Origin of the sequence: Kluyvera sp. Awk 3 (assembly GCF_028069715.1) — a bacterium.
In the GTDB taxonomy this organism is placed as follows: domain Bacteria; phylum Pseudomonadota; class Gammaproteobacteria; order Enterobacterales; family Enterobacteriaceae; genus Kluyvera; species Kluyvera georgiana_A.
In genome coordinates, this window is sequence record NZ_JANEWH010000014.1 from 1 (window position 1) to 14,479 (window position 14,479).

The 14,479-nt window shown below is 55.2% G+C and carries 16 protein-coding genes; 8 read left to right on the forward strand and 8 right to left on the reverse strand.

Annotated elements, in window-relative coordinates:
• Positions 1 to 26: 26 nt before the first annotated feature.
• The 6 genes from NNN71_RS05015 to NNN71_RS05040 all read left to right on the forward strand — a co-directional run bounded on the left by NNN71_RS05015 (position 27) and on the right by NNN71_RS05040 (position 5,970).
• The gene (locus NNN71_RS05015; protein ID WP_271458005.1) at positions 27 to 575 is read left to right on the forward strand and encodes a fimbrial protein; all 549 of its coding nucleotides are present in this window, start codon (positions 27 to 29) and stop codon (positions 573 to 575) included.
• 79 nt (positions 576 to 654) lie between these two features.
• Positions 655 to 1,323, forward strand: coding sequence for a fimbrial biogenesis chaperone (locus NNN71_RS05020; RefSeq protein WP_271458006.1), 669 nt, complete (start codon positions 655 to 657; stop codon positions 1,321 to 1,323).
• A gap of 24 nt (positions 1,324 to 1,347) precedes the next feature.
• The gene (locus tag NNN71_RS05025) at positions 1,348 to 3,888 is read left to right on the forward strand and encodes a fimbria/pilus outer membrane usher protein (protein ID WP_271458007.1); all 2,541 of its coding nucleotides are present in this window, start codon (positions 1,348 to 1,350) and stop codon (positions 3,886 to 3,888) included.
• Between the two features lie 20 nt (positions 3,889 to 3,908).
• The gene (locus tag NNN71_RS05030; RefSeq protein WP_271458008.1) at positions 3,909 to 4,898 is read left to right on the forward strand and encodes a fimbrial protein; all 990 of its coding nucleotides are present in this window, start codon (positions 3,909 to 3,911) and stop codon (positions 4,896 to 4,898) included.
• 12 nt (positions 4,899 to 4,910) lie between these two features.
• Complete coding sequence (locus tag NNN71_RS05035) at positions 4,911 to 5,432, forward strand: fimbrial protein (RefSeq protein ID WP_271458009.1); 522 nt, start codon at positions 4,911 to 4,913, stop codon at positions 5,430 to 5,432.
• Positions 5,433 to 5,445: 13 nt separating this feature from the next.
• Positions 5,446 to 5,970 carry a fimbrial protein gene (locus tag NNN71_RS05040; RefSeq protein WP_271458010.1) on the forward strand — a complete coding sequence of 175 codons (525 nt, stop codon included), beginning with the start codon at positions 5,446 to 5,448 and terminating at the stop codon, positions 5,968 to 5,970.
• A 63-nt stretch (positions 5,971 to 6,033) separates the two neighbouring features.
• Here NNN71_RS05040 and fabF read toward each other — a convergent pair whose 3' ends face one another.
• The 8 genes from fabF to yceD form a co-directional block, all read right to left on the reverse strand.
• Complete coding sequence (gene fabF, locus NNN71_RS05045) at positions 6,034 to 7,275, reverse strand: beta-ketoacyl-ACP synthase II (RefSeq protein WP_271458011.1); 1,242 nt, start codon at positions 7,273 to 7,275, stop codon at positions 6,034 to 6,036.
• Between the two features lie 88 nt (positions 7,276 to 7,363).
• Positions 7,364 to 7,600: an acyl carrier protein gene (gene acpP, locus NNN71_RS05050; protein WP_000103754.1), complete on the reverse strand. Its 237-nt coding sequence runs from the start codon at positions 7,598 to 7,600 to the stop codon at positions 7,364 to 7,366.
• Positions 7,601 to 7,809: 209 nt separating this feature from the next.
• A complete protein-coding gene (gene fabG, locus NNN71_RS05055; protein WP_064549143.1) occupies positions 7,810 to 8,544 on the reverse strand; it encodes a 3-oxoacyl-ACP reductase FabG in 735 nt (244 codons plus the stop codon).
• 11 nt (positions 8,545 to 8,555) lie between these two features.
• Positions 8,556 to 9,485, reverse strand: coding sequence for an ACP S-malonyltransferase (gene fabD / locus NNN71_RS05060; RefSeq protein WP_163448098.1), 930 nt, complete (start codon positions 9,483 to 9,485; stop codon positions 8,556 to 8,558).
• Between the two features lie 17 nt (positions 9,486 to 9,502).
• Positions 9,503 to 10,456: a beta-ketoacyl-ACP synthase III gene (locus NNN71_RS05065; RefSeq protein WP_163448099.1), complete on the reverse strand. Its 954-nt coding sequence runs from the start codon at positions 10,454 to 10,456 to the stop codon at positions 9,503 to 9,505.
• A 63-nt stretch (positions 10,457 to 10,519) separates the two neighbouring features.
• Positions 10,520 to 11,575: a phosphate acyltransferase PlsX gene (plsX, locus tag NNN71_RS05070; RefSeq protein WP_163448100.1), complete on the reverse strand. Its 1,056-nt coding sequence runs from the start codon at positions 11,573 to 11,575 to the stop codon at positions 10,520 to 10,522.
• A gap of 80 nt (positions 11,576 to 11,655) precedes the next feature.
• The gene (rpmF, locus tag NNN71_RS05075) at positions 11,656 to 11,829 is read right to left on the reverse strand and encodes a 50S ribosomal protein L32 (RefSeq protein ID WP_064549135.1); all 174 of its coding nucleotides are present in this window, start codon (positions 11,827 to 11,829) and stop codon (positions 11,656 to 11,658) included.
• A 16-nt stretch (positions 11,830 to 11,845) separates the two neighbouring features.
• Positions 11,846 to 12,367, reverse strand: a complete 522-nt coding sequence (gene yceD, locus NNN71_RS05080) for a 23S rRNA accumulation protein YceD (protein WP_064549133.1) — start codon at positions 12,365 to 12,367, stop codon at positions 11,846 to 11,848.
• A 141-nt stretch (positions 12,368 to 12,508) separates the two neighbouring features.
• Here yceD and NNN71_RS05085 point away from each other — a divergent pair, with 141 nt between their 5' ends.
• Both NNN71_RS05085 and NNN71_RS05090 read left to right on the forward strand, forming a co-directional pair.
• Positions 12,509 to 13,093 carry a Maf family protein gene (locus tag NNN71_RS05085; RefSeq protein ID WP_163448101.1) on the forward strand — a complete coding sequence of 195 codons (585 nt, stop codon included), beginning with the start codon at positions 12,509 to 12,511 and terminating at the stop codon, positions 13,091 to 13,093.
• Between the two features lie 190 nt (positions 13,094 to 13,283).
• Positions 13,284 to 14,399 (forward strand): dienelactone hydrolase family protein, encoded by a 1,116-nt coding sequence (locus NNN71_RS05090; RefSeq protein WP_223804171.1) that lies wholly within the window; start codon positions 13,284 to 13,286, stop codon positions 14,397 to 14,399.
• Positions 14,400 to 14,479: the final 80 nt, after the last annotated feature.

A 14,479-nucleotide genomic window follows, 5' to 3' on the forward strand; every position in this document is an offset into this window, starting at 1 on the left:
CTACCTCATGTAATAGGGAATATGTAATGAAAGGAAAATTGGCCGCAGTCGCATTTTTCACCTCTATGGGCATTGTTTCTTCAGTCATGGCTCAGGATGGTACCGTTAATTTTACCGGTAAAATCATCGAAGCCGGTTGCCAGGTTAACAGCACCGTCGCCAACCCGCAGACCGTTGAGCTGGGCGAAGTGGCAAAAACTGCTTTTGCTGCGCCAGGCGATACGGCAGCCACGACCGAATTCACCCTGGTGTTAAGCGGCTGCCCAGCTGATCTGCTGGGCAAACCGGTTTCCGTTAAATACGACGGTAAGCCAGATACCATCAATAACGACTACCTGCAGTTGACCGGCTATGGCACCGCGAGCGTCGCCAAAGGCGTTGCCATCCAGTTGCTGAACGCAGACAGCTCCGCGCTGCCGCTGGGCGCCAAATCCAATGAAGTCACCATCAAAGGAACGGCCGAGGCACCGGCTGACACCAGCCTCGACTTCTTCGCTCGCTATATTGCTACCGAAGCCACCATTAACGGTGGTGACGCGAATGGTTCCGTTAACTTTACGCTGACCTACAACTAAGCCTCTGAGTACGGCATGACTCGTTATTAAGAATGAATAAAGCCGGGTATCTCCGGCTTTATTTTTCGAGGTATAAGCAATGAATAAATATATTCCAATCGTTGTCGTCTCGTTGCTATCAGCATCCGTGCAGGCAGGCGTTATTGTCGGGGGGACCCGTGTCATTTATAACGGTGAAAAAAAAGAGACCTCGATTAGCGTCAAAAATCCCGACAAGTCATCCTTTTTAATTCAGTCATGGAGCGATGCCGGAGAATCCAGCACGGATAAATCACCGTTTATGGTCACGCCACCGCTATTTCGCCTTGGCGGCGGGCAAGAAAACACCCTGCGGATTATTCGCACCGGCGGCAATCTTGCCGAAGACCGTGAATCGCTTTACTGGCTGAATATTAAGTCGATCCCGGCGACCGAAAAGAAAGATAACGTCAACACCCTGCAAATAGCGGTGAAAACGCGCATCAAATTAATTTATCGCCCGCAGTCTCTGACGCAACAACCGGAAGATCTTACCGGGAAACTCAGCTGGCAGCGCAGTGGCAACAAGCTCACCGTCAGCAACCCCACAGCCTATTACATGAACTTCAGCACGTTAAAGGTCGGCGCCAGTACAGTGAAGGATGCCACCTACGTGGCGCCCATGAGCGCAGCCAGTTTTAGCATCCCCAACGGCGCCAGCGGCGATGTGAGCTGGACGCTGATTAACGACTTTGGCTCCATCGGCAGCGAGCACCGCGCGCGCCTTTAACACCAGCACCGAAAGGAAATCGGGATGAATGCAGACGCATACAAAAAAAGAATGACGCTGAGTCAGATCGCCTGCTTTATTGCCTTACAGTGCGCCTTACCGCTGTGCAGCAGCGCGCTGGCCCGCGAATACTTTAACCCGGCGCTGCTGGGGATTGACGGGCCGGGGAAAGATCTGACCGACCTCTCCGCCTTTGAAGAAGGCGTCGGCCAGATGCCCGGCACCTACCGGGTTAACGTCCTGCTCAACAAAACCGCCCTCGGCGTGTATAACGTTGAGTTTGTCACGCAAAAAGACGCCGCAGGAAATACCACGCTGCAACCGTGTCTGAGCGTCGCCACGCTGAAGGAATTTGGCATTCGCACCGACCAGTTTCCCCGCCTTGCGGGTGACTGCGCCGATCTAAGCGTCATCCCACAGGCGAGCGCGGAATTTATCTTTGAGCGTCAATTGCTGCAGCTTTCGGTGCCACAGGCCGCTGTCAGCAATCACGCTCGCGGCTACGTCGCGCCGGAACGGCTGGATGAAGGCATCAACGCTCTGCTGCTAAACTACAGCTTCAGCGGCGATAACACTGAAGCCCGCCATAGCGGCATGTCGGACTCCGACAGTTACTATTTGAGCCTGCGTCCAGGATTGAACGTGGGCCCGTGGCGTATTCGTAACTACAGCACCTGGAACCGTAGCGACAACGGCGGCAATGCGCAGGAGAGCTGGGATTCGCTCTATACCTACGCGCAGCGCAATATTATTGCGCTAAAGAGCCAGTTGACGGTCGGCGACAGCACCGCGCCGTCGGATATGTTCGACAGCGTGCCATTTCGCGGCGCGCAGCTGGCCTCCGACGACGATATGCTACCGGACAGCCTGCGCGGCTATGCCCCGGTAGTGCGCGGCATCGCCCGAACCAACGCGCAGGTGATCATCAAGCAAAACGGCTACACCATTTACCAGAGCTACGTCTCGCCAGGCGCCTTTGAAATCACCGACATGTATCCGACCGGCAGCAGCGGCGACCTCGACGTCACCATTAAAGAGGCCGACGGCAGCGAGCAGCATCAGACGGTGGCCTTCGCGTCATTGCCGGTGTTGCAGCGTGAAGGACGGTTCAAGTACAGCCTCACCAGCGGCCAGTATCGCCCCTATGACGGCGATATCGACAAAGAAATGTTTACCCAGGCCACCGCGATTTACGGCCTGCCCGCAGGTTTCACTATCTATGGCGGCGGACAATTCTCTCAACATTATCAGGCGTTGCTCGGCGGCGTGGGGAAAAACTTTGGCGAGCTGGGCGCGGTGTCGATTGACGGCACGCAGGCGTGGTCGACGCAGAAAGACCGGGATAAAGAAGGCGGTCAATCCTGGCGCGTGCGCTACAGCAAAAACATCCTTGAAACCGGGACCAACGTCTCTATCGCGGGCTATCGTTACTCCACTTCCGGCTACTACACGCTGTCGGAAGTACTGGACACCTGGCGCGAAGATGAATGGCGCACCAACGATGACCGTCGTCGCAACCGCGCTGAATTTCAGCTCAGCCAGAATATCGGCGAACACTTTGGCTCGCTGTCATTGACCGCCATGAGCGAAGACTACTGGAACAGCGACCGCCAGATGCGCTCTATCGGCGTGGGCTACAGCAATAGCTGGGCAGGCGTGACTTATAACCTGAACTACAGCTATAACCGCAATACCACCGATACCGACAGCGATAAGATCTACGCCGAAGATCAGATCTTCTCATTAAGCATCAACGTGCCGCTCGACCGCTGGCTCAGCAACAGCTACGCCTCCTACAGCCTGAATGCCAGCAAGCGCGGCGACACCAGCCATAACGTGGGTTTAAACGGTTCGCTACTGGAAGACCGTAACCTCAACTGGAACGTGCAGCAGAGCGAAACCAACCACGGCGAAGGCAGTGGCGGCTACGCCAGCCTGGATTATCAGGGCACTTACGCGCGGCTCAACACCGCCTACAGCTATGACCACGATCAAAAGCGCGTCAACTATGGCATTGAAGGCGGCGTCGTGGCGCATGCGCACGGCGTAACGCTAAGCCAGGCGCTGGGTGAAACCGCTGCATTGGTGGAAGCGCCCGGTGCCGGCGGCGTGACCGTCAGTAACCAAACCGGGGTCAGAACCGATTTTCGCGGCTACACCGTAGTGCCGTACGTCACGCCCTACCGAGAATCAACGGTATCGCTGGACACCGCCACCCTGCCCGACGGCGCCGACGTCGAACTGACCAGCAAAATCATTACCCCAACTCGCGGTGCGATTGTGCGCGCGCATTTTGATACTCGCGTGGGCAAACGGGTGCTGATGACGTTAACGCGCAGTAACGGCGAGGCGGTACCGTTTGGCGCGCTGGTGACAGACGCTGACAACACCGCTGGCAGCATCGTCGGTGACAACGGCCAGGTTTATCTGACGGGGATGGCCGATAGCGGGACGGCACTGGCGAAATGGGGCCAGGGGCCCGCTCAGCAGTGCCGCATAAACTGGCAATTACCCAGCGCCACGCCCGCCAGCGGCGTACTGGAAGTCAAAACATCATGTCGGTAAAAAATATAAGGATATATATGATGAGAGCGCGACTCCTCCCTCTGCTGATTGCCAGCAATGTGTTGATCGCTCATACAGCGCAGGCCGACTATTTTAGTTCCGTCGCCACACACACCATGAGCTACGATCTCGACAACTGGAAAATCGGTATCCCTGACACCACAGGCGCAAGCTCCGGCTGGTGGACCGATGCGGGTTCTGTCAATGTTGGGATAAATCCAAGTTCGACCACGGGTTCCTACATGGTACTGCAGGTTGATGGTGTGCTGGTGGGCGAAAACACTTACGCCACCAGCAACCCTGGAGTGGGCATTAAGTACAGAACCTCCATTTCATCGTTTACCAATACGGCGGGAAATGGCGAGACCGCGCCCGATTTTCGCTTCAGTTTGGGGATCCCGGAAGCAGGCAACCCCACATCAACCTTTTTGCATGTTTCCTATCAGTTGGTCAGGCTGACGGATAAAGTCCCTGCAGGCAAGATCACCTCTTTGCCGCCGGTTACGGCTATTTTTCACAACCCGGACGGCCTCGGCGAGGCGGTTATCTCGCGGTTAATTTATACCGGTGCCGCCTCCACGCAACCACAGTACCACGCCTGCGATATCGTGGCGCCCACTGAAATCCAGCTTACGCCTTTGTACGGCAATGCGCTGCAAAACGGCGCGCAGGGTAGCCAACAGGCGGAAACCATACAGTTGACCAACTGCCCAGGCGCCATTAACGGTATCTCCTACAATTTTTCCGCCGTATACGGTACTCATAACGCGGCAAATGGCGTGCTCAATACGGTGAGCGGCGACGGTTATGCGCAAAATGTGTATATCCAGGTACAAAACGCCGACGGCACGCCTCATCAGGTAAATACCGCCATCCCACTGGACACCTACGACGGTTCCGGCGACTACACCCTGCCCGATTTTAAAGTGGCCTATTTCATTGACGATGCCAACAGCGTCAGAGCGGGCAACGTCAAATCAGCCATTGAACTCAAAGTGACCTACAACTAATAAGGACGATTTATGCACATCGTAAACGGAAACAAAATGGCGCTAAGTCTGCTGGTCTGCGCAGGGTTGTTCTCAGCGACAAGTCAGGCGGTTAATATCGATATTACAGGTAAGGTTGTCGCTTCCCCCTGCGTGGTCAACGGCAATAATGAATCTCTGGCGGTTAACTTAGGCGATAACATTCAGGCCGATTCGCTATCCGCCAGCGGCAGCGCCACCACGTGGGCTGACGTGACGCTCAGGCTCACCAGTTGCCCGGCCTCTACGACCTCGTTTAGCGTGGCGTTTGCCGGGACCGCCGACACCGACACCAACTACTACAAAAATACCGGCACTGCCACCAATCTGAAGCTGGAACTGACGGACAGCAGCAGCAACAGCGCCTATAAGAATGGGGCAAAGCTAGAAAACGTCGCGATTCCCACCGCCACTCATGCCTATGACCTGGTGATGCGTGCCCGTGCGGTATCGAACGGCAGCGTGATGCCAGGGACCATTGTCGGTCAGGTACAAGCCACCTTTACCTATCAGTAATTCAGGAGAGACAATGGCGCACCGGATAAGCAAACTGCTGCCTGCCCTGGCCTGCCTGTGGGCGGTGAGCGGCCTTCATGCTGTGCAGGCTACCGATATTAATCTGAGCGGCACCGTAGTGGCTTCCGCCTGTACGGTGGATACGGGAACCAAAGAACAGACGGTCACCTTTGAACAGGCGCGCGCCGTTGACTACCCAAACGTTGGCGATACCAGCGAATGGCAGGATTTCACGCTGACGCTCTCCGCTTGCCCGCCGTCAACCACCCAGGTCACGGCGCTGTTCAGCGGCGATGCCGATTCCGTTGACACGACCAAGTTCGCCAACGCCCAGGGCAGCGCCAGCGGCATGGCGCTGCAAATTATGACCCGCGACCATCTCAGCGAGCTATCACCGGCAGGAAGACTGGTAACGCCCGTCGATAGCACCAGCCGCCGGGCGGTCTTCCCGCTCTCGGCGCGCATGTATACCCCTACGGGCGCGGTCACCGCCGGTGAGTTTAAGGCCACCGTTCAGCTCACCTTTACTTACCAGTAGCCGTATTCATGGCATAAAAAAACGGAGCGCTTAGCGCTCCGTTTTTATTGGCTTTGCGACCAACTACACGCGTTTGAAAATCAGCGAGCCGTTGGTGCCACCGAAGCCGAAGGAGTTACACAGCGTGTACTCCATCCCGCTTACCTGGCGTGCTTCGTGAGGTACGAAGTCCAGGTCGCAACCTTCATCCGGGTTATCCAGGTTGATGGTTGGCGGAACGGTCTGATCGCGCAGCGCGAGGATAGAGTAGATAGATTCTACTGCACCCGCCGCGCCCAGCAGATGGCCGGTCATGGATTTGGTGGAGCTGACCAGTACGCGGCTGGCGGCGTCGCCGAAGACAGACTTCACGGCCTGCGCTTCTGCTTTATCGCCCGCTGGCGTAGAGGTACCGTGGGCGTTAACGTAGCCAATCTGGCCCGCTTCAATACCCGCGTCGCGAATAGCGTTAACCATCGCCAACGCCGCGCCCGCGCCGTTTTCCGGCGGTGACGTCATGTGGTACGCATCGCTGCTCATACCAAAACCAACGACTTCAGCATAGATTTTCGCGCCGCGTTTTTTCGCGTGCTCGTACTCTTCGAGTACCACCATGCCCGCGCCGTCACCCAGCACGAAGCCATCGCGATCTTTATCCCACGGACGGCTTGCCGCCTGCGGGTTATCGTTACGCGTAGACAGCGCACGCGCGGCACCAAAGCCACCGACACCCAGCGGGGTACTGGCTTTTTCTGCGCCGCCGGCAACCATCGCATCCGCATCGCCATAAGCGATAATACGTGCTGCCTGACCGATGTTATGCACACCAGAAGTACAGGCGGTCGCGATAGAGATGCTTGGCCCACGCAGACCGAACATGATGGTCAGGTGACCCGCCACCATGTTAACAATCGTGGACGGAACGAAGAAGGGGCTGATCTTACGCGGCCCGCCGTTTACCAGCGAACTGTGGTTTTCTTCGATCAAGCCGAGGCCGCCAATACCGGAGCCGATAGCGGCGCCAATACGGTGAGCGTTCTCTTCCGTCACTTCAAGGCCAGAATCCTGCATGGCCTGAACGCCAGCGACAATTCCATATTGAATGAAGGCATCCATCTTGCGCTGTTCTTTGCGCGAGATAATGTCATCACAGTTAAAATCCTTTACTAAGCCAGCAAATTTGGTTGCATAGGCGCTAGTATCGAAATGGTCGATCAGGCTGATGCCACTCTGACCGGCAAGGAGAGCTTTCCAGGTAGACTCTACGGTATTGCCGACAGGAGACAACATGCCCAGTCCGGTCACAACTACACGACGCTTAGACACGTTTGTCCTCCAGGGAGGGATTAAATAGATACTTGTGGGACAAAAGGATAAAACTCAGGCGGTCGAATGACCGCCTGGAGATGTTCACTTACGCCTGGTGACCGTTGATGTAATCAATGGCAGCCTGAACGGTGGTGATTTTCTCAGCTTCTTCGTCCGGAATCTCAGTATCAAACTCTTCTTCCAGAGCCATTACCAGCTCAACGGTGTCAAGAGAATCTGCGCCCAGGTCTTCAACGAAGGAAGCATTGTTGGTCACTTCTTCCTGCTTAACGCCCAGCTGTTCGCCGATGATTTTCTTAACGCGTTCTTCGATAGTGCTCATACTCTTAAATTTCCTATCAAAACTCGCTTTCGCGATGGTTTTCGTAGTGTATAAAATGTTGAAAAATTTGCAACTAAATCCCGGCAGGTCATACCACGATTTTACGCTATTTTGCGGGTTTTTGCCCTCATAACGCAAATGATTTTGCACTAATCATACTCAGACATACGTAGATTGCCCGTTGTCTGAGCACTTTGTGCAAAACACGATCAGACCATGTACATCCCGCCGTTTACGTGCAACGTTTCACCAGTGATGTAACTTGCTTCGTCGGAGGCCAAAAATGCAACCGCACTGGCGATTTCATTTGGAGAGCCGAGGCGCCCCGCAGGAACTGCCGCCAGTGTACCCGCACGCTGCTCATCGGTCAGCGCACGCGTCATGTCCGTTTCAATAAAGCCCGGAGCAACAACGTTCACAGTAATTCCGCGTGACGCAACTTCACGCGCCAGTGATTTACTGAAGCCGATCAGACCTGCTTTCGCCGCAGCGTAGTTAGCCTGACCCGCATTTCCCATGGTACCAACCACAGAACCGATAGTGATGATACGCCCATGACGCTTTTTCATCATAGCGCGCATTACCGCTTTTGACAGACGGAAAACAGATGACAGGTTGGTTTCGAGGATATCGTTCCACTCGTCATCTTTCATGCGCATTAACAGGTTATCACGAGTAATCCCGGCATTATTGACCAGAATGTCGACTTCGCCAAATTCCGCGCGGATATTTCCCAGAACAGATTCAATAGATGCCGGGTCGGTCACATTCAACATCAGACCTTTACCATTGGCACCCAGATAGTCGCTGATCGCCTGCGCGCCGCTTTCGCTGGTCGCAGTGCCGATAACTTTTGCGCCGCGAGCGACGAGAGTTTCAGCGATTGCGCGGCCAATACCGCGGCTTGCACCTGTTACCAGGGCAATTTTTCCTTCAAAGCTCATGCTTTCCTCTTTTATTGCGCAAGTGCCGCTGACAGGGCAGCCGGCTCATTGATGGCCGATGCAGTCAGGGTATCTACAATACGTTTGGTCAGGCCGGTGAGAACTTTACCCGGGCCAACTTCATACAGATGCTCTACGCCCTGGGATGCCATAAACTCAACGGTTTTGGTCCACTGAACCGGGCTGTACAGCTGGCGAACCAGCGCGTCGCGAATCGCGTCGCCGTCGGTTTCGCACTTCACGTCGACGTTGTTCACTACCGGAACGGTCGGCGCGTTAAAGGTGATTTTCTGCAGCTCAACCGCCAGTTTCTCCGCAGCTGGCTTCATCAGCGCGCAGTGAGACGGCACGCTGACCGGCAGCGGCAGCGCACGCTTAGCGCCAGCGGCTTTACAGGCGGCACCTGCACGTTCAACCGCTTCTTTATGACCGGCGATAACCACCTGGCCCGGCGAGTTGAAGTTAACCGGAGAAACAACCTGCCCTTCAGCAGATTCTTCACACGCTTTAGCAATAGAGGCATCGTCGAGGCCGATGATCGCCGACATGCCGCCGGTGCCTTCCGGAACCGCTTCCTGCATGAATTTGCCGCGCATCTCAACCAGACGCACCGCGTCAGCGAAAGCAATCACGCCCGCGCAAACCAGCGCGGAGTATTCACCCAGGCTGTGACCGGCCATCAGCGCCGGTGCTTTACCGCCCTGCTGCTGCCATAAACGGTACAGCGCAACGGAAGCCGTCAGCAGCGCAGGCTGAGTCTGCCAGGTTTTGTTCAGCTCTTCAGCAGGACCCTGCTGGGTCAGCGCCCACAGATCATAGCCCAGGGCTGCGGAAGCTTCATGAAAAGTTTCTTCGATAACCGGGTAGGTCGCTGCCAGTTCAGACAGCATGCCTACCGCCTGTGAACCCTGCCCCGGGAACACGAAAGCGAATTGCGTCATGTTTTTTATCCTTATACTTAGAAACGAACCAGCGCAGAGCCCCAGGTGAAACCGCCGCCGAAGGCCTCCAGCAGCACCAGTTGACCGCGCTTAATACGGCCGTCGCGGACAGCTTCGTCAAACGCGCACGGCACGGAAGCGGCCGAGGTATTACCGTGACGGTCAAGGGTCACGACGACGTTGTCCATGGACATGCCGAGCTTTTTCGCCGTCGCGCTGATAATACGTAAGTTCGCCTGGTGCGGCACCAGCCAATCCAGCTCAGAACGGTCGAGGTTGTTAGCTTCCAGCGTTTCATCAACGATGTGCGCCAGCTCGGTCACCGCGACTTTAAAGACTTCGTTACCGGCCATCGTCAGATGGATGGAGTTTTCCGGGTGGACGCGATCGGCGTTCGGCAGCGTCAGCAGCTTACCGTAGCTACCGTCTGCATGCAGATGGGTAGAGATAATCCCCGGCTCTTCGGATGCGCCCAGCACGACGGCGCCCGCGCCGTCACCGAAGATAATGATCGTGCCGCGATCGGTTGGATCGCAAGTACGCGCCAGCGTATCCGCACCGACAACCAGCGCGTATTTCACCGCACCGGACTTCACGTACTGATCGGCCACGCTCAGTGCATAGGTAAAGCCTGCGCATGCCGCAGCGATATCAAATGCCGGCGCGCCTTTCACACCCAGCATGTCCTGAATCTGGCAGGCCGCGCTCGGGAACGCATGGGTAGCGGAAGTGGTCGCAACCACAATCAGCCCCAGTTCGCTTGCCTCGATGCCCGCCATATCCAGCGCGCGTTTGGCCGCTTCGTAACCCAGCGTAGACACGTTTTCATCAGGGCCAGCAATACGGCGCTCACGGATACCTGTACGGGTGACAATCCACTCGTCAGACGTATCAACCATTTTTTCCAGATCGGCGTTAGTCCGCACTTGCTCAGGCAGATAGCTGCCGGTACCAATAATCTTCGTATACATGTACGCTCAGTCACTTTTCGCTAATATAGCCGCCCAATTTGACTCACGGCGCTGCTGGCTTGATTACCTGCCAGATTCCGCTCTGTCAAACCCTGCGGGGTATACGGATTCCAGGCGAGCGGCAATTCGCTGAGGAACTTGTCGCTGCACCGCCTGCACTGCCTGTTCAATGGCGATCGCAAAGGCACGCTGATTAGCAGCGCCGTGGCTCTTAATCACCGTGCCGCGCAATCCTAACAGACAGGCGCCATTATACTGGTCGGGGTTGAGGTGACTGAATCGCCTTGTCAGGCTTTTTTGTAACCAACGCTTTAATAAAATCAGCCACCACGACCGTTTTTTCCCCTCGCTCTGCGATTTCAGCAGCGAAAGGAACATACGCACTACCCCTTCCATCGTCTTTAAGGTGACGTTTCCTGTAAAGCCGTCGCAAACCAGAACGTCGGTTTTGCCCGTTAACAGCTCATTGGCTTCAAGATAGCCGATATAGTTCAGAGAAGAGATTGTTTTTAGCACTAATGAGGCGTCACGAATACTATCATGACCCTTAATCTCTTCTTCGCCGATGTTAAGCAAGGCCACGCGCGGGTTAGCAATCCCCAGCACTTCCTCCGCCATCACCGACCCCATGACGGCAAACTGCACCAGCATGGTACTGTCACAGTCGACGTTAGCGCCGAGATCCAGCACTACCGTCTTGCCCTTCTGCTGATGCGGTAACACCGTCACCAGCGCCGGGCGCTCAATTCCCTGAATGGGCTTGAGCAGCAATTTAGCGAGCCCCATCAGCGCGCCGGTATTCCCCGCGCTCACGCAGGCTTCAGCCCGCCCTTCTTTCACCATCTCCAGCGCCACACGCATTGAACTACCGCGACTGTGGCGGATAGCATGCGATGGCCGCTCATCACTGGCAATAACCGACTGGGCAGGAATAATCTGCAAACGCGAACGTTGTTCGAAGTCAGCTCTGGCAAGTAATGGCGTAATGTCGTCGGGATTACCGACTAATAGAAGTGAGAGTTGCGGATTAGAACTCAGTGCCTGCAATGCTGCAGGCACCGTCACGGAAGGGCCAAAATCGCCCCCCATGACATCTAACGCCAGGGTTAGACGTGTCAAGGTATCTTCGCCGCCTGGTTCGGTGTTTCCCCGCGTGAACGGGGAAATTCCTCACTAAGCATAATCACGCTTGCGCGTGATTACTTAGCGATTACCTTACGGCCACGGTAGTAACCGTCGGCAGTGATGTGGTGACGCAGGTGTTGTTCACCAGAAGTTTTGTCTACAGACAGGCTGGTGACTGCGGTCAGAGCGTCATGAGAACGACGCATGCCACGTTTGGAACGGGTTGGTTTATTCTGTTGTACGGCCATGGACCTTACTCCTCAATTACTTTTGCTTTAAGCTGGCTAATACGGCAAATGGGTTTGGTTTCTTCGCCTCTTCAGGCAGTTCGCCAAAGACCATGTCCGCCTCGGACACTTCACAGTGTTCAGAATCATGCACCGGAACTACCGGCAAGGAGAGGATGATTTCATCTTCAACCAACGCCAGCAGATCGATTTCACCGAATTCGTTAACCTCAATCGGCTCATACGCTTCCGGGAGTGCCTCAACCTGATCGTCATTCTTGACCGGGCTGAAACAATACTTTGTGTAAACATGATGAGTAAACGGTTTCCCGCAACGCTGACATTCCAACGATACCGTGACCTTCGCATCACCGGTAATGACCGCGAGGCGTTGGTTATCGATAGCGAAGGACATTTCGCATTCCACATCACTGTCTACACTGACTACGGACGCGGCGACGCGCTCCGCCTGATCGGGGGTATAGATACCCTGGTAATCAAGGCGTTTTTGAGCCGTACGAACCGGATCGAGAGTCAGGGGTAATTTTACCTTTTGCATAGGGCGCGCATATTAACTTTGTAACGTCATAGAGTCAAAGAGAAAGGCAGCCTCAGGTGCCTTTTGCCAATAATTCGCACACATTGCGGCCTATAGTTTAAAATGTCGGAATCTAATTCGCTACAGTCTATTTGAAAAATTATGCCTGATTTGATTCTTGCCTCCACCTCCCCCTATCGCAAACAGCTGCTTGAGAAGCTCGGTATCGCCTTCGAATGTGCCGCACCGGAGGTTGATGAACTGCCGCTGCCTGGCGAAACCCCGCGCAGCCTGGTGCTACGGCTGGCGCAGTTAAAAGCGCAGGCGCTGGCGGAACGCTTTCCGAACCATCTCATTATTGGTTCCGATCAGGTCTGTATGCTGGAAGGCGAAATTACCGGCAAACCGCATACTGAGGAAAATGCGCGCTTACAATTAAAAAAGGCCAGCGGTAATGTGGTGACTTTTTATACCGGGTTGGCGCTGTATAATTCAGCAAATGGTCATCTCCAGACGGAATGTGAACCGTTCGATGTGCATTTTCGCCATCTGAGTGAACAAGAAATCCTCACCTATATTCGCAAAGAAAATCCGCTTAACTGCGCCGGCAGTTTTAAAAGTGAAGGGCTAGGCATTGCCCTCTTCGACCGTCTTGAAGGGCGCGACCCGAATACCCTGGTCGGTTTACCGCTAATAGCCTTGTGCAAAATGTTACGGCGGGAAAATCATAATCCGCTGTTAGATTAGCGTCACATCTGGCGTCGCGACGTTCTGTCGGATTACGCGACGCCGGCCTTTCCCCCTATTGTTGCTTATTCCTTCTGCGATCACAGTTTATTTTCCCGGCACCGTTACAATCCCCACTCCATATTGAAACATTGTTTTGATTTAAGGAGTAAGGATGCGTGGCAACCGTAAGATATTATTTATTCTGGCAATGCTAACCGCAATTCAGGCCACTGCCGCTGATGACTGGCAGAAACAAGGGGTGGTTGAAGGCAACCTTCCTGCCAGCTGGCAACAAATGAAAACCCAGATGCAATATCCGGACTCATGGCTTTCCGGGCACTATTCTGATTTTAAGAGCTGGCAGCAGCACGCGCGCCAGGAATTCCGCCAGGCGTTGCTGACGCCGGACGCCACCAAACCGTTCGATGAGCAGATTATCGCCAGCGAAGACCGTGGCAGCTACACCGCTGAAAAACTCGCGCTCAACATTACCGACGATAACCGCATCTCCGCCCTGATGCTCACGCCAAAAACGCCCGGCCCACATCCGGCTATCGTCCTGCTTCATGACCATGGTTCAAAGTTTGATATCGGTAAAGAGAAGCTGATTCGTCCGTGGGGTAATGCCGAGCAGCTCGCCAGCGCCCAGGCGTGGGCCGATAAGTTCTTTACCGGACGTTTTATCGGTGACGAGCTGGCGAAGCGCGGCTACGTGGTGATCGCCATCGACAGCCCCGGTTGGGGCGACCGTGGCCCAATGGTTTACGAACAGCAGCAGGCACTGGCCAGCAACTATTTCAACCTCGGCCGCTCACTGGCCGGTGAAGTCGCCTATGAGGATATGCGTACCGTCGACTTTGTCGCGTCGTTGAAAGGCGTTGATAGCAAACGCATTGGCGTGCTGGGCTTCTCAATGGGCGGTTTCCGCGCCTGGCAGTTAGCGGCGCTTTCCGAGAAGGTGGCCGCCACGGCGGTGATTTCCTGGTTTGGCACCTATGACGGCCTGATGACGCCGGGGAACAACGTGCTGCGCGGGCAGTCGGCCTTTTATATGCTGCATCCGGGAATGCCCGCGAAAATGGATATCCCCGATATTGCCAGCATTGCCGCACCAAAACCGATGCTGATTTTCAGCGGCGGACAGGACAAGCTGTTCCCGGCGAAAGCGGTAAGCGACGCCTTTGCCAAAGTCCACAAAGTGTGGGCCTCGCAAAAAGCCGACGATATGCTGGTGACGAAGAGCTGGCCAGAGCTTGGGCACGTATTTTACCAGCAACAGCAGGAGGAAGTCTTCCCCTGGCTGGATAAATGGTTAAAACCTTAACCTTTTTCCCTCAGCTCACCGCGTCGGCGGGCTGAGGGGACGTAGCTTTTTAACGTCGCCCTCAGTACTCTCTCGTCATT

What these genes read in the sequence shown, in the direction of transcription:
- NNN71_RS05015 (WP_271458005.1), top strand. Translation starts at nt 27, where the DNA reads ATGAAAGGAAAATTGGCCGCAGTCGCATTTTTCACCTCTATGGGCATT.
- NNN71_RS05020 (WP_271458006.1), top strand. Translation starts at nt 655, where the DNA reads ATGAATAAATATATTCCAATCGTTGTCGTCTCGTTGCTATCAGCATCC.
- NNN71_RS05025 (WP_271458007.1), top strand. Translation starts at nt 1,348, where the DNA reads ATGAATGCAGACGCATACAAAAAAAGAATGACGCTGAGTCAGATCGCC.
- NNN71_RS05030 (WP_271458008.1), top strand. Translation starts at nt 3,909, where the DNA reads ATGAGAGCGCGACTCCTCCCTCTGCTGATTGCCAGCAATGTGTTGATC.
- NNN71_RS05035 (WP_271458009.1), top strand. Translation starts at nt 4,911, where the DNA reads ATGCACATCGTAAACGGAAACAAAATGGCGCTAAGTCTGCTGGTCTGC.
- NNN71_RS05040 (WP_271458010.1), top strand. Translation starts at nt 5,446, where the DNA reads ATGGCGCACCGGATAAGCAAACTGCTGCCTGCCCTGGCCTGCCTGTGG.
- acpP (WP_000103754.1), bottom strand. Translation starts at nt 7,600, where the DNA reads ATGAGCACTATCGAAGAACGCGTTAAGAAAATCATCGGCGAACAGCTG.
- fabG (WP_064549143.1), bottom strand. Translation starts at nt 8,544, where the DNA reads ATGAGCTTTGAAGGAAAAATTGCCCTGGTAACAGGTGCAAGCCGCGGT.
- fabD (WP_163448098.1), bottom strand. Translation starts at nt 9,485, where the DNA reads ATGACGCAATTCGCTTTCGTGTTCCCGGGGCAGGGTTCACAGGCGGTA.
- NNN71_RS05065 (WP_163448099.1), bottom strand. Translation starts at nt 10,456, where the DNA reads ATGTATACGAAGATTATTGGTACCGGCAGCTATCTGCCTGAGCAAGTG.
- rpmF (WP_064549135.1), bottom strand. Translation starts at nt 11,829, where the DNA reads ATGGCCGTACAACAGAATAAACCAACCCGTTCCAAACGTGGCATGCGT.
- yceD (WP_064549133.1), bottom strand. Translation starts at nt 12,367, where the DNA reads ATGCAAAAGGTAAAATTACCCCTGACTCTCGATCCGGTTCGTACGGCT.
- NNN71_RS05085 (WP_163448101.1), top strand. Translation starts at nt 12,509, where the DNA reads ATGCCTGATTTGATTCTTGCCTCCACCTCCCCCTATCGCAAACAGCTG.
- NNN71_RS05090 (WP_223804171.1), top strand. Translation starts at nt 13,284, where the DNA reads ATGCTAACCGCAATTCAGGCCACTGCCGCTGATGACTGGCAGAAACAA.